General features: G+C 58.3%; 18 protein-coding genes, 1 tRNA gene and 2 pseudogenes. 8 read left to right on the top strand and 13 right to left on the bottom strand.

The window, feature by feature from the left end; translation table 11 throughout:
- Positions 1–16: 16 nt before the first annotated feature.
- The 5 genes from DXA70_RS07390 to DXA70_RS07365 all read left to right on the top strand — a co-directional run bounded on the left by DXA70_RS07390 (position 17) and on the right by DXA70_RS07365 (position 5,605).
- Positions 17–1,921, top strand: coding sequence for a diguanylate cyclase (locus tag DXA70_RS07390; protein WP_128118085.1), 1,905 nt, complete (start codon positions 17–19; stop codon positions 1,919–1,921).
- Positions 1,922–1,947: 26 nt separating this feature from the next.
- Positions 1,948–2,088, top strand: coding sequence for a hypothetical protein (locus DXA70_RS13630; protein ID WP_158565147.1), 141 nt, complete (start codon positions 1,948–1,950; stop codon positions 2,086–2,088).
- A gap of 336 nt (positions 2,089–2,424) precedes the next feature.
- Positions 2,425–3,381, top strand: a complete 957-nt coding sequence (locus tag DXA70_RS13765; RefSeq protein ID WP_243001209.1) for a leucine-rich repeat protein — start codon at positions 2,425–2,427, stop codon at positions 3,379–3,381.
- Between the two features lie 275 nt (positions 3,382–3,656).
- Positions 3,657–4,742, top strand: a complete 1,086-nt coding sequence (locus DXA70_RS07375) for an InlB B-repeat-containing protein (RefSeq protein ID WP_128118083.1) — start codon at positions 3,657–3,659, stop codon at positions 4,740–4,742.
- A 338-nt stretch (positions 4,743–5,080) separates the two neighbouring features.
- Positions 5,081–5,605 (top strand): nitroreductase family protein, encoded by a 525-nt coding sequence (locus tag DXA70_RS07365; RefSeq protein WP_128118081.1) that lies wholly within the window; start codon positions 5,081–5,083, stop codon positions 5,603–5,605.
- 924 nt (positions 5,606–6,529) lie between these two features.
- Here DXA70_RS07365 and DXA70_RS07360 read toward each other — a convergent pair.
- From DXA70_RS07360 to DXA70_RS07350, 3 genes are all read right to left on the bottom strand, one after another.
- A tRNA-Leu gene (locus DXA70_RS07360) sits at positions 6,530–6,613 on the bottom strand.
- A gap of 208 nt (positions 6,614–6,821) precedes the next feature.
- Positions 6,822–7,565 carry a response regulator transcription factor gene (locus DXA70_RS07355; protein WP_128118080.1) on the bottom strand — a complete coding sequence of 248 codons (744 nt, stop codon included), beginning with the start codon at positions 7,563–7,565 and terminating at the stop codon, positions 6,822–6,824.
- Entirely contained in the window at positions 7,555–8,631 is a 1,077-nt protein-coding gene (locus tag DXA70_RS07350) for an ATP-binding protein (protein ID WP_243001208.1), read from the bottom strand. The genes DXA70_RS07355 and DXA70_RS07350 overlap by 11 nt, the downstream gene beginning before the upstream one ends.
- Before the next feature lie 143 nt (positions 8,632–8,774).
- Between DXA70_RS07350 and DXA70_RS07345 the strand changes: the two are divergent.
- Both DXA70_RS07345 and DXA70_RS07340 read left to right on the top strand, forming a co-directional pair.
- Positions 8,775–9,796 (top strand): annotated as a pseudogene (locus DXA70_RS07345) (beta-eliminating lyase-related protein).
- 95 nt (positions 9,797–9,891) lie between these two features.
- On the top strand, positions 9,892–10,404 hold the full coding sequence (locus DXA70_RS07340) for a PTS glucose transporter subunit IIA (protein WP_128118079.1): 513 nt from the start codon (positions 9,892–9,894) through the stop codon (positions 10,402–10,404).
- A 72-nt stretch (positions 10,405–10,476) separates the two neighbouring features.
- On the opposite strand, the gene DXA70_RS07335 is transcribed toward DXA70_RS07340, so the two are convergent.
- The 7 genes and pseudogenes from DXA70_RS07335 to DXA70_RS07310 all read right to left on the bottom strand — a co-directional run bounded on the left by DXA70_RS07335 (position 10,477) and on the right by DXA70_RS07310 (position 19,156).
- On the bottom strand, positions 10,477–12,555 hold the full coding sequence (locus DXA70_RS07335; RefSeq protein WP_128118078.1) for a LuxR C-terminal-related transcriptional regulator: 2,079 nt from the start codon (positions 12,553–12,555) through the stop codon (positions 10,477–10,479).
- Between the two features lie 421 nt (positions 12,556–12,976).
- Positions 12,977–13,618 carry a DUF6198 family protein gene (locus DXA70_RS07330; protein ID WP_128118077.1) on the bottom strand — a complete coding sequence of 214 codons (642 nt, stop codon included), beginning with the start codon at positions 13,616–13,618 and terminating at the stop codon, positions 12,977–12,979.
- Between the two features lie 104 nt (positions 13,619–13,722).
- Positions 13,723–14,658 (bottom strand): GTP-binding protein, encoded by a 936-nt coding sequence (locus DXA70_RS07325; RefSeq protein WP_128118076.1) that lies wholly within the window; start codon positions 14,656–14,658, stop codon positions 13,723–13,725.
- Between the two features lie 127 nt (positions 14,659–14,785).
- Positions 14,786–15,405 (bottom strand): annotated as a pseudogene (locus tag DXA70_RS07320) (carbonic anhydrase).
- 54 nt (positions 15,406–15,459) lie between these two features.
- Positions 15,460–16,470 carry an SLC13 family permease gene (locus DXA70_RS07315; protein WP_347553520.1) on the bottom strand — a complete coding sequence of 337 codons (1,011 nt, stop codon included), beginning with the start codon at positions 16,468–16,470 and terminating at the stop codon, positions 15,460–15,462.
- The gene (locus DXA70_RS15410) at positions 16,470–16,793 is read right to left on the bottom strand and encodes a hypothetical protein (protein ID WP_347553519.1); all 324 of its coding nucleotides are present in this window, start codon (positions 16,791–16,793) and stop codon (positions 16,470–16,472) included. The genes DXA70_RS07315 and DXA70_RS15410 overlap by 1 nt, the downstream gene beginning before the upstream one ends.
- A 185-nt stretch (positions 16,794–16,978) precedes the next feature.
- Complete coding sequence (locus DXA70_RS07310; RefSeq protein WP_128118075.1) at positions 16,979–19,156, bottom strand: ATP-binding protein; 2,178 nt, start codon at positions 19,154–19,156, stop codon at positions 16,979–16,981.
- Between the two features lie 129 nt (positions 19,157–19,285).
- Between DXA70_RS07310 and DXA70_RS07305 the strand changes: the two genes are divergently transcribed.
- Positions 19,286–19,978, top strand: coding sequence for a response regulator transcription factor (locus DXA70_RS07305; RefSeq protein ID WP_112148658.1), 693 nt, complete (start codon positions 19,286–19,288; stop codon positions 19,976–19,978).
- Positions 19,979–20,206: 228 nt separating this feature from the next.
- Here DXA70_RS07305 and citF read toward each other — a convergent pair whose 3' ends face one another.
- Genes citF through citD form a run of 3 tightly spaced genes read right to left on the bottom strand, consistent with a single transcriptional unit; the run spans position 20,207 to position 22,976 of the window.
- Positions 20,207–21,775 carry a citrate lyase subunit alpha gene (gene citF, locus DXA70_RS07300; RefSeq protein WP_128118074.1) on the bottom strand — a complete coding sequence of 523 codons (1,569 nt, stop codon included), beginning with the start codon at positions 21,773–21,775 and terminating at the stop codon, positions 20,207–20,209.
- Between the two features lie 2 nt (positions 21,776–21,777).
- Complete coding sequence (locus DXA70_RS07295; RefSeq protein WP_128118073.1) at positions 21,778–22,680, bottom strand: aldolase/citrate lyase family protein; 903 nt, start codon at positions 22,678–22,680, stop codon at positions 21,778–21,780.
- A complete protein-coding gene (gene citD / locus DXA70_RS07290) occupies positions 22,677–22,976 on the bottom strand; it encodes a citrate lyase acyl carrier protein (protein WP_022257005.1) in 300 nt (99 codons plus the stop codon). The genes DXA70_RS07295 and citD overlap by 4 nt, the downstream gene beginning before the upstream one ends.
- Between the last annotated feature and the right edge of the window lie 366 nt (positions 22,977–23,342).

Below are 23,342 nucleotides of genomic sequence, written 5' to 3'. Positions count from 1 at the left end.
TGCCGGCGCCAAAGCTATGTCTGAAAATACCATTGCCAAGATGACCATGCGGCAGGCCGAAGAAGAGATGGCCTGCTACCGCAAGATCTACCCCATCGTCCGCCTGCTGGACCAGAAGACCATTGAAGAGGACCCCTGTTACTCCCCCTGGCGGGAGGCTCACCCCTGCACCCGGTGCATCGGGCGGGAGGCGCTGCTCTGCAAAGGGCAGAAATCCAAGCTGGAGCATGTTGGCTCCCAGATCTACCAGGCCACGGCCCGCTATGTGGAAGTGGACGGCACCCCTTATGTTATGGAGATGATCCAGCCGCTGGAGCTGGACAGCGACGCCCTCTCCCACGAGGACAAGCGCCTGTACACCGACGCGCTGACCGGCATGTATAACCGCCGCTTTTATGAGGATGAGCTGCGCCACAAGTTCCTGACGGCAGGCGTCGCCATGATCGACCTGGACGATTTCAAGCTCTGCAATGACACGTTCGGCCATGAAGCAGGCGACGCGGCCCTGTGCGCCGTCGCCTCCATCATCCAGCACAACATCCGCTCCTCGGACATGCTCATCCGCTACGGCGGCGATGAGCTGCTCCTGATCCTGCCGATGATCCCGGCCGATGATTTTGCCCGCAAGCTGCGGCTCATCAACCAAAAATTGAGCGGTGCCCGGGTGCCGGGCTTTGAGCGCCTCCGCATCACCTCCAGCATCGGCGGCGTGCTCTCGGCCGGCGTCTCCATCGAGGAGGCCGTCAAGCTGGCCGACAAGCGGATGTACCAGGCCAAGCGCCAGAAAAATATGGTGGTGACGGAGAACGAGCCCCAGAACGTGCGCAACGTGCAGAGCCCGCCCCGCCCCACTGTCCTCATCGTGGACGACTCCCCCATGAACCGCGAGATCCTGACCGGGATCCTGGGCAAAGATTTCCAGCTGCTGGAAGCCTCGGACGGTGCCCAGTGCATGAGCCTGCTCAAACAGTTCAGCTCCGGGATCTCTCTGGTGCTGCTGGATATCGTGATGCCGGATCTAGATGGCTTTGAGGTTCTGGCCCGGATGGCCGGGCAGGACCTGCTGAACGATATCCCTGTCATCATGGTCTCCAGTGAGGATTCCAGTACCGTCATTCACCGGGCCTATGAGCTGGGCGCGTCCGATTTCATCCGCCGCCCGTTCGACGCCCGCATCGTCCACCGCCGGGTATCCAATCTTACCAAGCTCTACGCCCGGCAGCGCCGCCTGAGCAGGATGGTGGCCCAGCAGTTCTATGAGCGCGAGAAGAACAACCGCCTGATGATCGCCATTCTGAGCCAGGTCACGGAGCGGCACAACGGCGAGAACGGCCTGCACATCCAGCGCATCCAGACCCTGACGGCCATGCTGCTGGAGCAGCTGGTGCTCAAGACCGACCGGTACGTTCTGCCTGCCAGCGAGCGGAGCCTCATCACCACGGCGTCCGCCCTGCACGACATCGGCAAGATCGTCCTTGATGACGCCATCCTTAAAAAGAAAGGCCCCCTGACCGAAGAAGAAGCCCGTGTCATGCGGACCCACCCGGTGCTGGGTGCCAAAATGCTGGAGGAGCTGGCCTTTTATAAAGAGGAGCCGCTGCTCCAGACGGCCGCCGAGATCTGCCGCTGGCACCACGAGCGGTACGATGGTTCCGGCTACCCCGACGGCCTGACGGGCGAGAGCATCCCCATTGCCGCCCAGGTGGTGGGCCTGGCCGACGCCTACGACACCCTGACCGGGATGCATGGCCGGGTGGACGCCCTCCCCCACGAGGAAGTCATCCACCGCCTTCTGAACGACGAGCGCGGCTCGTTCAATCCGGTGCTGCTGAGCTGTCTGTCCGATCTCCAGTCCCGCATCCCGGACGAACTGGAAGCAGCGCTCCTTACCCCCCCCCAAGAGAATTTGACCTGTCTTTGATCTGAGCCGGAAAGAAGTTTTGCGTCATGACGCTTGAGCAGGTTTACGATTCCATGGCCCCGCGCGGCGGCACGCTGAACGGTGCCGACAAGCTGTTCCCCGCCGTGGAAGCCGCGTACCGGCGCACCGTGGACGCACTGCGGGCTGATCCGGCACAGCAGAGGTAGCTTTATATCAAGGCGCTGCTTTTGTACAACCTCTCCGTCAATGCTGACGCATTGCCACCTCCCCTAGTAGGGGAGGCTTTGGCAGACCGGAAAGTTTTTGCAAATCGTCATACGCTGATCGCAAGCGGACTCTCTTTGTATCCTCTGTACAGTTTTGCCCTTGCAATTTGTTAAAATGCTGCAAATATTATGACAACGTTGTTTTTTTTTTGTTGCAAACCGACACATTTTACAGTAAAATTAGTGTAGGATTGGATGCGGTTCCATTTTTCCTGCACACGGAACCCGCACACGGAAAGAGAGGTTTACACCATGCGGACTCCACGACTACGGCTTTTGAGCGCCATCCTTGCGGTGGCCCTATTCTTCACCCTGCTGCCCGTCTCCGCGCTGGCGGAGGATAGCGGCAGCAATGCCAATACTGGACTTACGATTGGTATTGTCGGAGAATTCAACAACTGGGATGTTTCCGATATCACTATGAAAGAAGTATCCCCCGCTGTTTATGAAGTTACCATTGAAAATACAAGTTACGATGAAATCAATGTTTTACCTGGCTTCAAATTTATAAAAGACCACACCTATGCCGATCAGTGGGGTTCTTCTGTCACTGCTTCCAGCGGAAAATTGCATGATGCAGTTTACTATGGTGATAACATAATGATCGACCCCGGCTCTGATGATGAATCCGCCGTACGCAACTTCATTGTCCGCCTTGACCTGACCAACTGGGATTGGGGCACCATAACGGGTGCCACATTTACCATTACGGTCACAGCTCCCTCTCGGGACTTTACTTTTGACGCCACTACTGGAACAATTAAAAAATATAATGGAAACGACGCCGTTGTGAACATCCCCTCCGAAATCAACGGCACCCCTGTAACGACGATTGGCAATGCTGCTTTCCGGGACTCCTCTGTTACCAGTGTGACCATCCCGGCCAGCGTCACGGAAATCGGCAGCAACGCCTTTGCGGGCTGCACAAATCTCACCAGCGTACATTACGCAGGTGACTGGAGTAATCTAACGATTCAAAGCGGCAACCCAGCCGTCCAAGACGCTGCCAATGAGCAGCTTTTCGATTTTGAATTTATACTTAACAACACTGCCGTCATCGTAACCCGTTACAAGGCCCTGCTGCGGATGTCACCATCCCCAGCCGCTACAAAGGCAAACCCGTCACGGCGATTAACAATGCTGTTTTCCCGAACTCCGCTGTTACCAGTGTTACTATTCCAGATTCTGTCACTTCGATTCACGATGTTTCTTTTTTCAATTGTTCCCAATTAACAAATATTTCAATTCCTAATTCTGTTACGTATATTGGTTACTCCGCCTTTAGTTATTGTACAAGTTTGAAAAGTATCACTCTCCCATCCTCTCTGAGCACTATTTCAAGGGCTCTTTTTTCCGGCTGCTCTCAGTTGACCACGATTCACATTCCAGATTCTGTTTCTTCGATTCAATTTTATGCTTTTCACGATTGCGAAAATCTCAAAACCATCCGCATTCCGGTCTCTGTCACTTCCATTAGAGACTTTGCTTTTGATGGCTGTCCAAGCTCAATGACTGTAACCTATCCCGGTTCCAAAAAACAGTGGGACGACATTGACAAGGGCAGCAACAACGACGTATTGGAAAATAATCTCATCTGCGCCATGCTGGAAGCTACCTTTGACCCGGACAACGGCGAAAGCATTTCCACCCAGACCATTGACCGCGGCGGAAAGTTTACGGAACCCGCTGCTCCCTCCAAAGAAAACCACACCTTTGCAGGCTGGTACAACGGCGATGAAAAATTTGATTTTGGCGCCGACACCACCAATGCCCCCAATGTGCTGGAGCTGGTTGCCAAGTGGGACATCAACCAGTACACGGTCAAATTCGTATCCGAGCACGGCGACGCACCCGCCAGCCAGAATGTTCCGTATAACGAAACCGCCACTAACCCCGGAGAGCTGATGGCAGAGGGTTATACATTCATCGGCTGGTATGCCGACAAGGACCACAACACAAAGTTTGACTTCAGCACTCCCATCACGGGCGATACCAAAGTTTACGCCAAGTGGGAAAAGAATGCGCCGAACACCTATGCGCTGAACGTCTCCGGCGCGTTCGTGTATGTGGACGGGGTGGACTTCACCGCCTCCGCAGGCGATACCTCTCTCAAGCTGGAAAAGGACGCCTCCGTCCGGCTGGTAGCCGACCCCGACCGGATGCCCTCCGGCATGGTGTTTGACCGCTGGACCATCCTGAACGGCGCGCTGAACGCCGATGACGCGGAGAAATTTGAAACTGGCCGGACACTGGAAGAGTTCGCCTTTACCATGCCCGCCGAGCCTCTGAGCATCGAGGCCACCCCCCGGATGCAGGAGGAAGAGGGCTCCGATACCGCCTCGGTCATCCTGGGCGTCACACTGGGCACTGCCGCCACCGCTCTGGTAGCCTGGCAGGCCTACGACCTGGGCATGAGCCTCTATCAGGAGCACTGGCTCCCGGCGGATTTCGTCATGCCCAAGACCCGCGCCGAGCTTGCCCTCCTGCTGTGGAACACGGCCGGCGCCCCGCCCCTGCCGCACAGCCCGCCTTTACGGACATCACCGACCCCGACACCGCGCAGGCCGCCCAGTGGGCCGTGGAAACGGGCCTGATGACCTCCAAGAGCGCTGATCGGTTCAAGCCTGAAAAATCCGTCACCCGCTGGAAAGCCATCCGCAGCTGGAAGCGTGTAACAAACCAGAACACCTGATTTTGAAAGGGCCCGCCTTTTTCATCATTCGATGAGAGGGCGGGCCCTTTTGTTCTGGATTGATCCGGATGCATTTTGGCAATGGAACGTCATGGGGCTGCTGCAAAACAGCCCCTTTTTTGGATTTGGTTCGGAATGGATCCTACCGAGTTCTTTTCTGAATTGCAAGCGAAATCGCACATGAAATTTTCAAACCGCTGTGCTATACTAAGCCCAAACCTACACAGGAGGCACTGATTGATGAACGCTCTGGATGCCATTCTCACCCGGCGCAGCTGCCGGGAATTTACGGATCAGCCCATCGAAGGCGAAAAGCTGCACCAGCTGCTGGAAGCCGCCATGAGCGGGCCGAGCTGCGTCAATGCACAGGATTGGTCTTTCGTGGTAGTGACCGACCCGGAAAAGCTGGCACAGATGGCAGACGCCAACGGCCGCCCGGCCGAGCCGCTGCGGAAAGCTGCCGCCGGAATCCTGGTCTGCGGCGACCTGGACCGGGCATTCCGCTTTGCAAAGGATTACTGGGTCATTGATGGTGCCATTGCCGCCCAGAACATCTGCCTTGCGGCGCAGGAACTGGGGCTTGGCGCGGTCTGGCTGGGCACCTGGCCTCAGATGGGCCGGGTGGAGGCCCAGAAGAAGCTCTTCGCTCTGCCGGAGACCATCGTGCCCCACTCCATCATCGCCCTTGGCTACCCGGAAGCGGACATTACCGCCCCGCGTGCAAGCCGCTACGAGGCCGACCGGGTGCATTTCAACCAGTGGTAAACCACTTTATCGCTGGTGATCTGATCTGCAAGACCTACCGTGAACTGTTGGTTGCCCCGCCTGCGGCGTGGCCGTGCTGTCCCGGGTTGCGCTTACCGATTTTTCTACAGCCCTTGAGCGGACTTTGAAAAATCGGAGCGCGGCCCCAGCCTCGCTTCCCTGTATCCGACACAGTCGGCGGTCGGCTCCGCTGCTGTTCAAGTCCTCTTATCCGCACTTCACGGCAGTCCTCCCGGTAGACGTTCCTAAATTTCTAGGAACCGCGGATGAAGCTGGTCCGGGCCTTACGAGTTGCGTTTGCTGATTTTTCTGCAACCCCTGGCAGGGCCTTGAAAAATCAGAACGCTGCCCCAGCCTCGCCTCCCTGTACCCGCCGCAGGCGGCGGTCGGCTCCGCTGCTGTTCAAGTCCTCTTATCCGCTGTAGAGTGTTTCCAAAAGGACTACTGCAAAAGAAAAGAGACAGCCTTTTTGAAAGCTGTCGTTGCAGCGGGAGTCCTCCCGGTAGACGTTCCTACAGGCCTAGGAACCGCGGCTAACCAAAGCCCCACTGGGGCTTTGGTTGCGGCATAAATGCCGCCGCCCTGTTCAAGTCCTCTTATCCGCACACTTCACGGCAGTCCTCTTGTTAGACGTTCCTAAATCTCTAGGAACCGCGCACTAACCAACAGCCCACTGGGCTGTTGGTTGCCCCGCCTGCGGCGTGGCCGTGCTGTTCAAGTCCTCTTATCCGCACTTCACGGCAGTCCTCCCGGTAGACGTTCCTATGGGTCTAGGAACCGCGGGCTAACCAAAGCCCCACTGGGGCTTTGGTTGCGGCATAAATGCCGCCGCCCTGTTCAAGTCCTCTTATCCGCTGTAGAGTGTTTCCAAAAGGACTACTGTAAAAGAAAAGAGACAGCCTTTTTGGAAAGCTGTCTCTAAAGTGCGGATAAGAGGACTTGAACCTCCACCGAGTTGCCCCGATTAGAACCTGAATCTAACGCGTCTGCCAATTCCGCCATATCCGCTTATTTTGTTTTTGTCCGTGAGCTGTTTGGCTCGGAACGTTGATAATTATACCATGGATTCCGGAAAAGTCAAGCGTTTTATGCAAAAAAGTTCTACCTATTTTTATCCAGCGTATCTGCGGCAAAAATTCCCGCCGCAGGCGGAATTTCCGGCCACGGCGGGGAGCATTCATTTCTGCTTTTCCGTTCTTTTGTGCACCATGGATCCTCAGTGCTCTTCCGCGGCAAGGTCCAGCGGTTTGCTGTCACCGTCTTCGTCGATCATCCGGTAGCCAACGCCCAGCTCATTGAGGATATAATTGTTGCTGCCCGGGCGGCTGCCCAGCTTTTTGCGGATGTTGGCCATGTTGACCTGCAATTTCTTGGTGCTGCCGCAGTCGGTATCGCCCCAGATGGCCCGGACAATGGCGGCATAGGTCATCACACGGCCCGCGTGCTCGGAGAGGAACGCCACAATGTTGTACTCGGTCTGGGTCAGCTTGATCTCCTGCCCGGCCACAAACACCTTACGGCGCTCATAGTTGATCTCCAGGTCCTGTGCCGTAAACGTCCCGGTGGGCAGGCTGCCCGCCGTACTGTAGCGGTTGACCCGCAGGGCGGCCCGGACACGTGCCAGCAGCTCGCCGGTGCCAAAGGGCTTGGTAACATAATCGTTGGCCCCCAGGTCCAGCGCCTCGATCTTATCCTGCTCCGTGGTGCGGGCTGAAAGCACCACGATCGGAGTCATGTACTTCTGGCGCACGGTGCGGATCAGCTCCAGACCGTCCCGGTCGGGCAGACCCAGATCCAGGATCACGAGGTCGGGGTTGTGGGAGGCAAACAGGGTCATCCCCATGGCACAGGTCTGTGCCACCAGTGCCTGATAGCCGTTGGTCTCCAACAGCGTCTCAATGAAGCTGCAGATATTGGCCTCGTCTTCCACCACAAGGACCTTGAATTTATTATTGCTCATCTTCGGTCTCCTCCGTCTCGATTTCTTCTGTCTCTAACCAGAACCGAATGGTCGTGCCCTCACCGGGTTTGCTTTCGGCTTTGATCTCACCGCCATGGGCCTTGATGATGGCAGCACAGACCGAAAGGCCAATGCCCATGCCGTGCTTGCCGCTGTCGGCCTCGCTCTCCGAGGGCAGCGTCCCGGTAAACAGGGTGCGCAGACGCTCTTTCGGGATGCCGCAGCCGTTGTCCGCTACCTCAAACACCGCCCGGTTGCCCAGCGTGAACACCCGGAGGGTGAGCTTTGTCATCCCCTCCGCGTGGAGAACAGCGTTTTCCAAAAGATTGGTCAGCACCTGCCGGATGAGCATGGAGTCCATGGGAATGACGATGAAATCATCCGGCAGCTCCACATGGATGTTCACCCCCGGGTGCGTTTTTTTGAATTTGACCAGCACGGTGTCAATGAGTTCTTCCAGCACCGTGGGGGTCTTTTTCACCGAGACCTTTTCGCTGTCGATACGGGTGACGGACAGCAGATTCTCCACCATCCGGTTCAACCACTGGGCATCCTCGCAGACCTCGCCCAGAAGCTTCAGCTTCTGCTCCCGGCCCAGGGAGTCGTAGTTTTCGATCACCGTGGAGCAGGCCCCGTAAATGGACGTCAGCGGGGTGCGCAGGTCGTGGGAGACGGCCCGCAAGAGGTTTGCCCGCATCTTTTCCGTCTCGCTCTCCATCCGCAGCTGCTCCTGTTTTTTGACGCGGGTGGTCAGGGTGCTGGTCATGATGGACACCACCAGCATCACGGCACCCGAGAACAGGTTTTCCGGCAGAGTGAAATTAAATGCAAAATAGGGCGAGCGGAACGCAAAGTTGACCGCCAGCATTCCGATGACCGACGCCGCCACGCCCCAGAGATAACCTTCCGTATACATTGAGACGAAAAAAGCAGCCAGTACAAAGACCATGGATGCCACGCCGTCGATCCGGCCGCTGACCGCCTGAATGGCCGCCACGCCCGCAATCGCTGCCGCAAGTGCACCGCCCAACACGAGCATGTCTTTCCATGGGAATTTCCCTTTCACCCGCAGTCCCTCCTCGTCCGAGTTTCCTTTACCAGAAAAGTATACCACATTCTCATTTAAGATGCAGTAAATCTTCTTAGCTTGACACCCTTTTCATTTAGGGATACTATTAGGTTATCTTGATTTGTGGAGGGAAAGCTCTGATGCTATACTTTGAAAACGACTACTGTGAGGGTGCCCACCCGGCCATTTTGCAGAAATTGGTAGAGACCAACTTTGAAAAAGTTTCCGGTTACGGCACCGACCCCTATTGTGCCAGCGCCAAAGAGAAGATCCGCGCGGCCTGCGCCTGCCCGGAGGCGGATGTCTTCTTCATCTCCGGCGGCACTCAGGCCAACGCCGTGGTCATCGGCTCCATGCTCCACCGCTGGGAGGGCGTGCTGGCTGCCACCACCGGCCATGTAGCCGCCCATGAGGCCGGTGCCATCGAGTTCACGGGCCACAAGGTGCTCAGCCTGCCCCACACCAACGGCAAAGTGGCCGCCAAGGATGTGGAGAATTTCTGCCAGACGTTCTACGCCGACGCCAACATGGACCATCTCGTCTTCCCCGGCATGGTCTACATCTCCCACCCCTCGGAGTACGGCACCCTGTACACCAGGCTGAGCTGGAAGCACTTTCCGCCGTCTGCCACACCTACCACATGCCCCTGTTCATGGACGGTGCCCGGCTGGGCTACGGTCTGGTCAGCGAGGGCACCGATGTCACGCTGGCTGACATTGCCCGCCTGACCGATGTGTTCTACATCGGCGGCACCAAGGTAGGTGCGCTCTGCGGCGAGGCTGTCGTCTTCCCCCACGGCGCTCCCGCCCACTTTATGACCATGGTCAAGCAGCAGGGCGCTCTGCTGGCCAAGGGCCGCCTGATGGGTCTGCAGTTCGATGTGCTCTTCACCGACGGCCTGTACACCGAGATCAGCAAAAACGCCATTGAGACGGCCGCCGTGCTGAAAAAGGGTCTGGCGGAAAAAGGCTACCAGTTCTTCATGGACTCCCCCACCAACCAGATCTTCGTGGTCTTCCCCAACGCCCAGCTGGAAGCGCTGGAGGGCAAGGCAAAGTTCGGCTTCTGGGAAAAATACGACGACACCCACACGGTGATGCGGATCGCCACCAGCTGGGCTACCCGGATGGAGGAAGTGCGGCAGCTGCTGGCCCTGCTGTAACTGCCAAAAACAGCGGCCTGTCTTTGTACAGGTTGCTGCTTGCATTTTCCCCCCTGGTATGATATCTTGAATTTTGAAAGGAAGGTAAGATATCCATGGGCTTTTTTGACAAGATCTTTGGCAGCAAGGCTGCTGCCACCAAATTTTCCGGCCAGAAGATGACCGTTCTGGCCCCCATCGACAGCACGGTGATCCCGCTGGAGCAGCTGCCCGATGAAACGTTTGCCACTGCCATCCTGGGCCCCGGCTGCGGCCTGGAGCCCACCGGCGATATGGTCTACGCCCCCTTTGACGGCACCGTGACCACCATTGCAGACACCCTGCACGCCGTTGGCCTGATGAGCGATGACGGCATTGAGGTTCTCATCCATGTGGGCATGGACACCGTGGAGATGCAGGGCAAGGGCTTTGAGGTACAGGTCAAGGTGGACCAGAAAGTCAAAGCCGGCACCCCGCTGCTCAAGATCGACCTGGACGCCATCCGTGCAGCGGGCCACCCCACGGCCACGGCTCTCATCGTGACCAACGCGGACGATCTGCCCGAAATGCAGATCGTGGGCGGCGGCATCGTGGCCGCAGGCGCTCCCCTGTTCAAATTTGAAAAGTAATTTTTTACGCAAACAGCAGCGGCCCGGAGAGGCATTTCTCCGGGCCGCTGCTTTCTTATTTTTATAAGAGATTTAATTTAAGAGATTTAATTTCCGCGCGGCGGCAAGAGCTTCCACCTTGTTGCTGGTACCCAGTTTGTGGTAGGCCTGCTCGCACTGGTATTTGACGCTCCGCTCACTGAGCTGGAGCTGCCGGGCGATCTCAGACCGGGTCAGGCCCCGATCCTGTAGCCGCAGCACCTGCAGGGCCCGCTCACTCAGCTGCACCGCGCCCGGCAGTGCCGCCGGGGCATTGGTGCTCAGGTAGAGCGGATAAGCCTCGGCCATGGCGCGGGTCTTGCCCAGCACTTCCTGCCAATAGGCCTCGTCCACGCCCTCCGGGCAGCCAAGCTCCTGCAGCAGGGGCAGCAGCGCCGCGCCCTCCCGGCAGAACAGCCGGACAAAGTGGTAGCTTTCGGCCCGGCGGAGCACCTGGGTCAGCTCCGTTTTCCACAGCGGGTTCCCGGTGCGGTAACGGATGATGGATTCCAGCAGGTCGCCCTCCATCTGGAGCCAGGGCCGCTTTTCCATATTGGCATAGCTGCGCAGCCGCATCAGGATCTGCGCGGCTTTATCATACCGCTGCTGCGCCATGTACACCCGGGCAAAGGTATTGTAGCAGTACCGTTCCAGCACATTGAAATGGGTCTCGTTCTGGGGCTCGTTCTCCATCCAGCGGACCGCGTCCTCTACCCGGCCCTGCCAGAGCTTGATCCGGCTCTGCATGGCCCGCACGTTCCGCACCACGCGGCGGACACCACGCTGCTGGGCGCGGGTCTCTATCTCTTCCAGTGTCTTGACCGAGTCGCCCGGATGGCCGGTGACCAAATACACCCGGGCCACCAGCGCCGCGCCCACAAACTGCAGCTCAAACTTGCCGCCATTCATGGTCTCCATCAGGCCCCGGTTGGCAAGCTCCAGCACCTTGTAGATATTGCCGCCCTTTTCAAACAGGCTCTCCGCCAGGCCAATGGACACCAGCCCCTTGGAGTAGGGGCCCAGTACCTCGCCCACATGCTTTTCCAGCTGGAACGCCATGGTCTGATCATCCCGCGTCCAATCGCAGAAGTCCTTGCTGCCATTGATGACGGAGGGCTGGCCGCCCGTCACCGAGAACTCCGGCATCACCAGACGCTCGGTTTGGATCTTCCGGGCAGCCTCGTCCAGTACCTCGATGAGGTTGGTGCTGCCCCGGTGGGGCAGACTGATGTCCAGATAGACCAGCCAGCTCTCAGCCAGGCGGTGCTCCTCCGGGTCCGGGTGGCCCGCGGCATATTCCTGCAGCACGGCATACCAGCGCTCGCTCTCCGTGGCATTCAGCGCCAACGAGTAGAGCATACTCCACGCCGCGATCAGGTCCGGCGAGGAGCGTACTTCCTCCTCCGGCAGGGCCAGATAGGCGGGCGTCAGCTCATAGTAATAGCCACCGCCGGGGTAGCGGCGGGCGTTGTCGATGAGGAGGGCGTGGATCTCTTTCTCGCACTGGCCGTCCTGATACAGCTTCAGTGCCCGGGGGATGTTGCCCTCTTTTTCGCAGATGGTGCCTGCACGGCGGAGCAGCTCATTTTTCCGCACCCGATCGCAGACCGTCTCCATCCGCAGCTTCATGCTGTTGATGACGGCGGGCCGCAGGGTGTAACCGCCGTCTTTGATGCTGAACAGGTTGCCCGTCTCGGCAGCCTGGGCCAGCAGGCGGTTCACATCGCTCCGCCCGGTCATCTCTTCCGCCTGCTGGATGGTAAAATGCTCCAGCAGCGAAAGTTGCATCATCATCTCCCGGATCTCTTCCGGCCACTCGCTGTAAATGGCCTGATTGAGGTACTCGTAAAACTTCCGGGTCAGGTCATTCAGCAGCTCCTCCGTATAGCTGGAGCCCTGGCTCATCTCCACAGCCAGCAGCCGGGCCCCCAACGGGTTGCCCTCTACCAGCGGGATGATCCGCTTTTCCAGCAGGTTCCGGGGCAGCTGAACGCCCCACGAAAGGTACAGCTGGGCAATCTCTTTCTCGGAAAGCCTCAGGTCTTCCTCCGGGATGACACTGAGGCGGCCATTGACATAGGGCCGTGTCAGCCAGCTGGGCAGCGGGCAGCGGCCCGCCAGAACGAGCCACACACCCCCCCGGCTGATCCAGCATGGACACGATCTCCCGCCGGACGGCCGGGTCCAGCACCCGGGCCAGGTCGTCGATGACCATGGTGGCTTCTGCCGGCAGCGCGATCTCCTGCAGAGTCTCCACGGTCAGGCCCTCGCCGCTGAGCCAGATATGCCTGCGCCGCCGCAGATAGCGGTGGAGCAGCTCCGTCTTGCCATAGCCCGTGGCCGCGTAAAGGTAAACATTCTGCCGCCGCGCGCCTGCCATCCGCAGTTTATCCCATGCAGCTTTGGGGTGGATGTAATTGTCTTTCTGAAAATTTGGGTAATGTTCCATTTCCGCCATTCGCTATTCCCCCTTGGGAGAGTCCTCCTACGGCGTCTTCCCGCACTGCCGCAGGGCCGCCTGCACCTCATTCCCGTGACGGTGCAGATCCGATGCTCAGGTTTTCCGCGGCTGATACCGCAGCACTTTTTCCGAAAAATGCCCGTTGAAAAACTGGATGACCGGCCCCAGGCAGAACGCGCAGATCAGCGTGCCCAGCCCTACCAGGCCGCCCAGCATCCAGCAGGCCAGCGCGCAGACCGCGTCCGTGAAGACACGGCAGCCAAAATAGGGCACGGGCGTGTGGTCCCGCAGCTCCAGCGCCAGCGCGTCGTAAGGGGCGATGCCAAGGTCTGCCGTCTGGTAGAGCGAAGCCCCCAACGCGGTAACGATGACCGCTGCCGCCACCCAGAGCAGCTGCTCCGGCAAAGACGCCGCCGGGCCGAAAAACGCTGCAATGGGGTCATAGAACGCGGTGACGATGAAACCGATGCAGATGCCGTTGACGAATGTGCCAAGGCCGATGTACTGCCGCCCCACCCAGATCTCAATGGCGAACATCAGGAGATTGGCGGCAATATTCTGCACTCCCAGCGAGATGCCAAAGAGCTCTGCCAGACGCATGTTCAGAGCGCTGATGGAATCGTTGCCGAGGTGCGACTGCTTGAACAGGGCGATGCCCAGTCCAATGATGACGATGCCGACGACCATCCCCACCACACGGCGGGTCCCGAGCCTTTGCTGCGTACTGTCGTTCATGGGGTTCTTCCTCCCTTATTTTTTTCTTTCTTCCATTATACGCCGGGAGGAAACAAGAAGCAATTTATTTTTGCACTTTCTCTAGCAGTTTGCGCCGCAAAGTGTCAGCCCCGGAGGAGCTGCTCCAGCCGGGCCTTGTCCAGGCCCTCGCCGATGACGATAAGCACCTGCTGGCCCTGTGCCAGCGGGCTTGCCGTCAGGCCGTCGGCGGTAGCGTTCAGCTCCACCCACTGGCCGTTTTCCTCCACAAAGCCTTTCACCCGCAGCACCCGCCCGCAGGCCGGGTCCGTAAAGAGCGCCGGGATGGCTTTTTCCAGCTGGGCAAGGCTGAGGCCCAGCTCCAGAAAATAGGCCGAAGAAAAGGCCTCATGCTCCTCAAAATGGAGCTTTTCACAGCTGGCCTGCCGCATCCCGCAGCGGGCGATCCGGGCCATGTCCGCTTCCGTGAGGGCGGCCCAGTCTTTCGCCAGGATCTCCTCCGGCTGGAACACCCGGCTGCACTTGCAGGCCGTCAGTGCCCGTTTCAGGTGGGCCACGGCAGCTTCACACTGGCCGGGTTTGGCCAGCTGGCCGCGGCTCAGCAGCACAAGGCCCGCGTTGGCGCACTCGGAGGCCAGGACATAATCCGCCTGTGGCGAGAGCTGTTCCGGCAGCAGGGCGTCCACAATGGCGATCACATTCCCCAGCTGGTACCAGCGGTCCAGCGGGTCGTCCCGCAGCACGTCAAAAAACTCGTCCACGTCAAAAATGCCGCTGGGCTCCACCAGCACCCGGGTAAACCCCCGCATGGCCATGGAGATGAGCTTGGTGCGCATCCGGCGCTGGTGGGTGTCACAGTCACACCCGCCGCTGATCGTCTCGATCTCGCACCCCAGTTCCAGCAGGTCCTGTACCAGCATGGCGTCCACATTCACCGCGCCAAAATCGTTTTCCAGGATGCAGACACGTTCCCCCTGCCCGGCCAGATATGCCGCGTACCGCCGCAGGAACGTGGTCTTGCCCGCTCCCAGAAAGCCCGTGATGAGGTCTACCTGTACCATCTTGTATCTCCTCCGTTTCCAGTCGATTTCATTCAGAGTTAGTATAGCCTGTCCAGCGGGCATTGTCAAAAGAAAACAGGCCATTTCCCGCAGGAAATGACCCGTTTTTGCCGCAATGATCTAAATTTTACAAGAATTCCACACTGCCGTCCTCGATGTGATACATCGCACCGACGACCCGCAGACCGGTTTCCTCTTCAATGTGGTGGATGCACAGGCTCTTCTCGATCTCCTGCACACTGTGCCGCACGTTCATGCAGCTGGCCTTATAGGGGTCTTTTTCGTCACCGATGGCTTTTTTGATCTCATCGGTGATGTACTTGATATACCCCTCCGGCTCGTGGTGGATGGCGGCATCCACCGCGCCGCAGTGGGTGTGGCCCAGCACCACCACCAACCGGCAGCCAGGTGCCCGGCCGCGTACTCGATGCTGCCCAGCTGGTGGTCGTCAATCACATTGCCCGCCAGCCGGATGACGAACAGCTCCCCGATGCCGGCTGAGAAGATGCTCTCCGGGATGACCCGGGAGTCCGAGCAGGTGACGATGATGGCGTAGGGGGACTGACCTTTCGCCCAGGTGGCCAGCCGGACGCGGCGGGAGATATCGCCGTTACCGCTTTCCGCATTGAGATATTTGAGGTTGCCGCCGCCAGACGATAGATGGCGTCGGCCGCGGTGCAGACAGGGGTTTGGTTCATTGCAGCAGCCTCCTTTGAGGGATTCAGAATGGGGATCGGGATTTTTCAAAAAAGCCGCCCGGGCTGCCCTTGCGGGAAGCGGCCGAGCGGCGGAATGGGAAACTTAGAAAGTGATAACGCCGAGGATCAGGCCAGCCACCAGGCAGATGAGGGACACGCCCCACTGCCAGCCAAAGCAGTACTTGATGTGATCCTTGATCTCGACACCGGCCAGACCAATGCCCAGATAGGTAGCGGGAGCCACCGGGCTGATGAAAGTAGCGCAGTTGCGGCAGACGACCATGGCGATGGCAATGTGAGCCGGGTTGACGCCGAACTGGTTGCCAACACTGATCAGGACGGGCAGCAGACCGTAGAAGTAAGAGTCGGTATCGAACAGCAGAGCCAGAGGCACGCTCAGGATGCCGATGATGACCGGCAGGAACTTGCCCATGGAAGCCGGGATGACGCTGGCCATCATGATGGCCATTTTCTCCATGATGCCGCTCTTGCTCAGGACACCGAGGAAGACGCCGGCACACATAATGGTGGAGGCCATGGTCAGGCCGGAAGCCGCATGGCTCTTGATGATGGAGTTCTGCAGCTTCTTACCGCGGTAGTTGACCAGAATGCCCAGAGCGCAGCCAACCATGAAGACATAGTAAGAGGGGAAGATATCCATGACCAGGACGATGATGACGGCCAGGGTCAGGATCACATTGAAGATGAAGTTCTTCGGGCGAGCCAGCTCCTCGTTTTTCTCGCCGCTGTCGGAATCATCGTACTTGTCAGCATCCTCAACCGCAGCGTCGCCCAGCTTGGCAATGCGCTTCTTCTCCTGGAAGCCCCAGAAGATCGCGGTGAAAATGGCCAGAATGAAACCGACCACCTGCATAGGCATCAGCTGGAACCACAGGTCGTTTGCCTCGATCTCCAGCACGCTGGCCGCACGCATGGTCGGGCCGCCCCAGGGCATCAGGTTCATGACACCCATAGCGGTAACGCAGATCAGCAGCAGGGTCTCACGGCGCATGTGCAGGCGCTTGTAGACCGGCAGCATGGCGGGGATGGTGATGAGGAACGTGGAAGCGCCGCCGCCGTCCAGATGGCCGATGATGGCGATGATGCAAGTCATCAGGCAACGCCGACAACATTGTTGCCGACCTTTTTCATCAGCGCGCCGATGATCTTGTCGAACATTCCGGCGTCGGTCATAACGCCGAAGAACAGGACCGAGAAGATGAACAGGATCGCAGTACCATGGACGCCTTTCACGCCCTCCTTGATAAAGCCTGCCATCTCATCGAGGGTGAACGCACCGGTTGCCACCAGAATGGCAGCCGTGATGGTCGAGACACTGACGAAAGCCAGTGCAGGGACCGTGACATTGCGCAGCAGCAGAACGATGACCGCAATCACCGTTGCAAAGCCGAGCAGAGCGAGGATCGTATCACTCATGTTGGTTAACTTCCTTTCCTTTTTCCGTATCTGGGAAGGCATTCCAGTTTCTACTGGACTTCCATTCCCTCTTTCGATGGTTCCAGTATAGCCCTGTAAACTTACACGCCAAAGTGCCGTCCATTACGGTTTGTTAAGAAAGGACTTAATATCCTGTAAGAGTCTGTATGCTTACTTGTATACAATTATTTCTGTTTCTCGCTCCGCCTGCAGGCACGAATTTCTTCCAGCAGGGTGGCGGCGGAGACCGGCTTCAGGGTGTAACCGTCGATCACGCCATGGCGGCGGGCATCCACGATCTCACGGGTGGGGCTGCTGGTCATCACGATGCGGGTCAGAGCCGGGTACTTGCCCTGAATGGACATGCAGAACTCCACGCCGCTGCCGCCGGTCAGGCTCTCGTCGATGGCCAGGGCGTCAAAGGGCTGGGTCTCCAGCAGGGTGCGTACCTCGCCCCGGCGGGAACAGGTGAGCACTTCCAAGCCAAAACGGCCGAAATCTTTCTCCAGCAAATTGAGCACTTTCTTGTTGTCGTCCGCAGCCAGGATGCGCAGCTTGTGGTCCACGCCCCACTGCACCTGTTCCAGGGCGCGCTGCCGCTCCAGCACGGGCAGGTAGATATAGAACGTTGTCCCCTGGCCAAGGGTGCTCTCGGCCAGGATATGGCCCCGATGGGTGCTGATGATCTGCTCCGCCAATGCCAAGCCCAGGCCGGTGCCCTCGCCCTGCTTTTTGGTGGTGAAGAACGGCTCAAAGATGCGGGCCAGCGTGTCTTTATCCATGCCGCAGCCGGTGTCCGTGACACTGACGCGGACATAGCTCTGCCAGTCGTCCGAGATCTTTTCCTCGGGGATCCGGGCCGCCAGCTCCTCCCGGGGGACAGCTTTTGCCCGCAGGGTCAGGCTGCCCTCCCCCACGCCGATGGCGTGGATGCCGTTGATGCAGATATTCAGCAGCACCTGCTGCAGCTGGGTGCTGTTGCCCAGCACGTTTTCGCCGTGCAGCTCCAGCTCCTGCCGCAGCCGCACCTGTTTGGGGCAGTTGGTCTCCACCAGCTTGCAGGTGTGCTCGATGAGGCTTTCCACGGGCACCGCGTCATAGACCGTTTCCACGTTCTTCCGGCTCATGGAAGAAATTTGCTTCACCACGTCCCGGGCCTTTTCGGCAGCTTCGCTGATCTCCCGGGCGTTGTCATAAATTTCACTCTCGGGGTCGGCGTCGGCCATAATGAGGTCGGCATAGCCCGTGATGGGGGTGAGGAAGTTGTTGAACTCGTGGGCGATGCCGCCCGTCAGGGTGCCCATGAGCTGGAGCCGCTGGTCGTGCGCCAGAGACTCCCGGCTCTTCTGCAGCTCTTCCAACGCCTCGTTGACCTCCTGCAGGTCGTTGATTTTGGTCACGCTGCGCTGGTTCTTCCACTGCAGACGGAATATCATCCCGGTAAACAGCACCAGAACCACCGCAACGGCGCTGAACATGAGCGCCATCTTCAAAAAGCTGTCCCGCACCGGCTGGTAGAGATCGTCGTAATCCACCACGGCGCTGACGATCCAGAAGCTGCTCCCCACATCCAGATGCCGGAACGCGCTGATCTTATGCACCCGGGGCAGTTTGGGGTCGGTCCACCAGTAGGAGTAATAATCCCGGATGCCGGAGTCCTGTGTCCGCTGGGCCTTGAGCAGCTCGCTCAGGCTGGTCAGGTCCAGATCTTTGTAGGCATAGAGCTTCTGGCGGCCATCCACCACCCGGATGCCCCACTGGGCCGATTCCGGGTGCATGACCACCATGTCATTGGCATTTTTGATCATCACATAGCCGTTGGTGCCCACCCGGATGTCCGAGACCAGCTGCTTGTAGAGGGTGGTAGAATCCACCACCAGGCAGACGCTCTGCTCCCCCGCCGCTTTTTTCAGCACCAGATAATGGGTATCGCCCCGGTGGTACTGCCAGTAAGAAACGCCCTCTGACCGGGTAATGAGAACATCGCTCAGGGCGGTAATGCCGTAGCAGCTGTAAACGATGTTGCCATCGTTGTCCTCCAGCCAGAGATCACTCAGGGTATCGCTGGGGGCCAGCGTGGGCTTATAGTCCGGGTTTGCTTCCACCTTGGCAACCGCGGAGTCCAGGCGGTCGAGGTACTCCTCCAGCGAAAACTCAATGCTGTCGGCCAGGCTCTGCACCACCAGCTCCATCTGGCGGGTCTGGCTTTCCATCAGGGCCGTGCTGTAATCTTTCCAGACCAGATTTGCCACAATGGCCAGCATGACCAGAAGAACGGCTCCCACAGCCATTGGCACCCAGAGGGTGCGGAGCGTTTCCAGGGGGGAGCGCTTTTCCTGCGCGTTCGGCTTGTTCGGTTTCATGGCGGTTTCTCCTTTCAGCCGGGCAGGTGCTTGCTCTTCCCGGCTAAAAATGTTATACTGTTAATTAAGTATCAATTTCAAGTGTCAATTTTCGACGGTTTTGGTCAGAGGAAGTGCGGTGAAGCAACCATGTCTTACCATGTTCTTATTGTAGACGATGATCCGGCAATTTGCAAACTTTTATCCAAAGTAATGGTCAGCAACGAGATGGAGCCCCTTGTGGTGAACAGCGGCGCGGCGGCGCTGGACCTCATCGCGCGGCAGAGCAACACGCTGGACATGATCTTAATGGACATCACCCTGGGCGATATGGAGGGCTTTGATGTCATCCAGACCATCCGCCGCAACGGCGTCACCACCCCGGTCATCATCATCAGCGGCCGCAACGAGGATTACGATTTCATGTACGGCCTCTCGCTGGGTGCTGACGATTATGTCACCAAGCCGTTCCGCCCGCAGATCTTAGGGGCCAAGGTCAAAGCCCTCATCCGCCGGAGCAAGAGCTTCTCTCAGGAGAACAGCCAGCAGATCAGCTGCGGGCCGTTCCTCTGCGACACCACCACCATGCGGTTTTACAAAAACAATGTGGAGCTGAACCTCTCGGAGAAAGAGCGCTCCCTCCTGCTGCTCTTTGTCCGCCACCCGCAGCAGGTGTTTACCAAAGACATGATCTACGAGCAGATCTGGGGCAACCTGATCGCCGTGGACGACAATGCCATCATGGTGTACATCAACCGCCTGCGCAGCAAGATCGAGGACAACGCCCGTACCCCGCAGCATATCATCACCATCCGGGGCGTCGGATATCGGTTTGTGCCGTAAACACGGCATTTTTTCATCCACAACATAGAAAGCCCCCGGCTGCGCGCGGTGCAGCCGGGGGCTTTTGGTTTTATGCCGGTATAAAACACAAAACCATTAAAAGGAGAATCGCATGAAATTGTGTGTCTGAGTTGCTCAGCGGGTTGAAGAAGAGCGAAAGGAATTTCCGTGAATCAATTCCGAAAACTGCGGTTGGCAGGCCGCAGAAGAACCGCTGAGCGGGAACACTCAATCTTCGCGGAAAGAGAAAGGCTTGACTTCGCGCACAACGTCCATGATGGTGCCGTCGCGTGCTTCAATGATACCGACCACACGGTCACCGAACTGGACCTTGTCCGGCTCGCCGACGATGGAGTAAGCGATGTCACGCAGCTCCTCGATGGTCTTCAGGGGCACGCAATCAGCGTCCTGCAGAGCCTTCAGCAGGTCGGGGCGGGCAGGGTTGACCGCCACACCGTAATCGGTGACAACGATGTCCACGCTCTCGCCCGGGGTGGTGACGGTGGTCACATCGGTGCAGATGGCGGGGATACGGCCCTGCAGCAGCGGAGCGATGACGATGGTGCACTTTGCACCCTGTGCGGTATCGGGATGGCCGCCCTGTGCACCGGTGATGATGCCGTCGGAACCAACCACAACGTTGCAGTTGAAGTGGGTATCGACTTCCAGAGAAGCCAGGATGACGTAATCCAGCTTGTTGACGAACGCGCCCTTATTCATGGGGCTTGCATACTCGCCCGCAGAGATGGGGAAATGGTTTGGGTTGGTGCGGACGTTGTTGACAGCGTCCAGGTCAAAGTCCTGGGTATCCACCAGCTTGCGGGCCAGACCGCGGTCCAGCAGCTCGCACATGGGCTTGGTCAGGCCGCCGACACCCAGACCCATGTGGATGTTCTTCTCCTCCATGATCTTGCTCAGAGAGATGGTGGAAGCGATGGATGCGCCGCCGACACCGGTCTGATAGGAGAAGCCGTCCTTGAAGTACGGGGTGTTGGCCACGACCTGGGTGCAGTACTCGGCCATCAGGATCTTGCGCTGGTCGGTGGTAGGCTTGGCAGCGCCGGTAGCGATCTTCTCGGGGATGCCGATCTGATCCACGACGCAGACGTAATCCACCTTGGTCTGGTTGATCTCTGCGGGGTAGTTGGGGTAAGCCACCAGACAATCGGTGACAGCCACAACGTAATCGGCCATCTCAGCGTCCACATAAGCATAGCTCAGGACGCCGCAGTTGGTCTTGCCGCCCATGCCAGAGCAGTTGCCGTACTCGTCGCAGCTGGGCGCGCCGATGAATGCGATATCAACGTGGGTCTCGCCGGTCTCAATGGCGCGGACACGGCCGCCGTGGCTGCGCATGGTAGCCAGACCCTTGAGCTTGCCGTGGGAGATAGCATCGCCGATCTTGCCGCGGACGCCGGAGGACTCAATGTTCAGGATGGTACCGTCCTCGATCATGGGGACCAGAGCGTCATGAGCCTTGCCCAGAGAGCTTGCGCTCAGGGTGACGTTCTTGATGCCCATCTTGTGGATCTCTTCCATGACCATGCAGACCACGAGGTCGCCCTCGCGGAAGTGGTGGTGGAACGAGACGGTCATGCCGTCGTGGGCGTTGCACTTGACGAGGGCCTCGTGGATGTCTTTGACCATCTTGTCGTGGTCATTGCGCATCACGGGAGTCACTTTCGGGCTGGCTTTCTGGAAAGCCTTGCCGTCTTTATAATTGTTGCCCTGGAAGACCTCTTTGCCGGTGCGCTCCAGGATCTCTTCGGGAATTTCTCTGCCGACTGCGTTGATCATAATTACAAATCCCCCTTATACACGCCGGAAGCCTTGGCCAGATCGATGGTGCGCTTTGCGCCATCGTAGAAGGCGATGTCGATCATCTTGCCGTCCACGGTGAAGACACCGATGCCCAGAGCTTTCTTGGAATCGATCTCCTTGACGACCTTTTCCGCAAAGATGATGTCTTTCTGGGTGGGAGTAAAGATCTCGTGGACAATGGGGATCTGGCGAGGATTGATGATGGATTTGCCATCGAAGCCCATCAGGTGGATGTTCTCCACGTCCTTGCGGAAACCGTCCATATCCTTCAGGTCGGTGTAAACGGTGTCGAAGCACTGCACACCGGCGGCGCGGGCTGCAATGATCATCTGCTGGCGGGCACCCATCAGCTCGATGCCGGTGCCGGTGATGTGGGTCTGCAGATCCTTGGTGTAGTCGCCGCCGGACAGAGCGATGCCGAACAGGCGCTCATCGCTCTCGCAGATCTCCAAAGCGTTCATCACGCCGCGGGCAGACTCCAAAGCAGCGATGATCAGCACATCGCCCTCGGGGCGGCCATAGGTCTTCTCGTCCTCGGCAATGGCCTGGGCCACGCGGTGGACATCCTCAGCGTGCTCGGTCTTGGGGATGCGGATGGAATCGCAGCCGCCAGCCACACAGGCACGGATGTCTTCCCGCCAGTAGGGAGTGTCCAGACCGTTGATGCGGACAACACGCTCAGCCCCGCGGTAATCCACGGTCTTCAGAGCATGGTACAGGCTGAAACGGGCAACATCTTTCTGGTTCTCGGCAACAGCGTCCTCGAGGTCCAGCATCAGGGAGTCCGCCTTATAGATGTAAGGATCCTTGATGAGGCCGGGCTTCTGCGCATTGAGGAACATCATCGTGCGGCGCAGGCGCTTCTTGTTCGGATTGTTCATCGAATGGCACCTCCCCAGGGCAGATTCTCATACTGATCGACGGAACGGAACACCGCGCCCTCAATGCGGGCTTTCAGGGTGCAGTCCAGCGCGCCCTTGTCCACAATGGTGATGCGGACGTTATCAATGTCCAGGTTCTTCAGCGTCTCCAGTGCGACCTTGCGCAGCTGGTTGCCGTACTGGTTGATGACAGAGCTCTCGAGGGAGAAATCAACTTTGCCCTCGCCCGGCTCCACCGTCACCATGCAATCGCTGGATTCCAGAGTGCCAGCAGTTGCTGCTTTCTTGATCTCCATGCTTTTTCCTCCTTGGTGGGTGTTACCTTCTAATATACCGTTCTTGCGGCCCAGTGGCCGCCCTTGATGATTCTATGATAGCCTTACAACCTTACAGAAATCATAGCCGCAGCCTTAATATTCGTTAAGAAACAGCAAAAATTTCGCTTGTGCACAAGAAATATTCCATTTTCTCATGTCTGGTTTCCGTCCGCGTTTCCGCTCCGCTGTCCGCTCCCACAAAAACATCGCTTACAAAGCGGGGAAATCCGCTTTTCCTGCTTCTATTATGCGCCCAAAACCTCGTTTTGTGAAATCGCGTCTTTCAATCTCCATCCATTTCGGAAAAGAATGGATAAAGATGGCAAGCCGTAAAAGATCAGGGCC

The organism is Faecalibacterium sp. OF04-11AC (assembly GCF_003460645.1).
Classification (GTDB): domain Bacteria; phylum Bacillota; class Clostridia; order Oscillospirales; family Ruminococcaceae; genus Faecalibacterium; species Faecalibacterium prausnitzii_I.
This window is presented reverse-complemented; position numbering and strand designations above follow the sequence as displayed.

Coding starts and splice junctions, on each gene's coding strand:
- DXA70_RS07295 (WP_128118073.1), bottom strand. CDS start 22,680: ATGAACAATCCGAACAAGAAGCGCCTGCGCCGCACGATGATGTTCCTC.
- citD (WP_022257005.1), bottom strand. CDS start 22,976: ATGGAGATCAAGAAAGCAGCAACTGCTGGCACTCTGGAATCCAGCGAT.
- DXA70_RS07305 (WP_112148658.1), top strand. CDS start 19,286: ATGTCTTACCATGTTCTTATTGTAGACGATGATCCGGCAATTTGCAAA.
- DXA70_RS07310 (WP_128118075.1), bottom strand. CDS start 19,156: ATGAAACCGAACAAGCCGAACGCGCAGGAAAAGCGCTCCCCCCTGGAA.
- DXA70_RS13630 (WP_158565147.1), top strand. CDS start 1,948: ATGACGCTTGAGCAGGTTTACGATTCCATGGCCCCGCGCGGCGGCACG.
- DXA70_RS07330 (WP_128118077.1), bottom strand. CDS start 13,618: ATGAACGACAGTACGCAGCAAAGGCTCGGGACCCGCCGTGTGGTGGGG.
- citF (WP_128118074.1), bottom strand. CDS start 21,775: ATGATCAACGCAGTCGGCAGAGAAATTCCCGAAGAGATCCTGGAGCGC.
- DXA70_RS07315 (WP_347553520.1), bottom strand. CDS start 16,470: ATGACTTGCATCATCGCCATCATCGGCCATCTGGACGGCGGCGGCGCT.
- DXA70_RS07340 (WP_128118079.1), top strand. CDS start 9,892: ATGGGCTTTTTTGACAAGATCTTTGGCAGCAAGGCTGCTGCCACCAAA.
- DXA70_RS07325 (WP_128118076.1), bottom strand. CDS start 14,658: ATGGTACAGGTAGACCTCATCACGGGCTTTCTGGGAGCGGGCAAGACC.
- DXA70_RS07355 (WP_128118080.1), bottom strand. CDS start 7,565: ATGAGCAATAATAAATTCAAGGTCCTTGTGGTGGAAGACGAGGCCAAT.
- DXA70_RS07390 (WP_128118085.1), top strand. CDS start 17: ATGTCTGAAAATACCATTGCCAAGATGACCATGCGGCAGGCCGAAGAA.
- DXA70_RS07365 (WP_128118081.1), top strand. CDS start 5,081: ATGAACGCTCTGGATGCCATTCTCACCCGGCGCAGCTGCCGGGAATTT.
- DXA70_RS07375 (WP_128118083.1), top strand. CDS start 3,657: ATGACTGTAACCTATCCCGGTTCCAAAAAACAGTGGGACGACATTGAC.
- DXA70_RS15410 (WP_347553519.1), bottom strand. CDS start 16,793: ATGAGTGATACGATCCTCGCTCTGCTCGGCTTTGCAACGGTGATTGCG.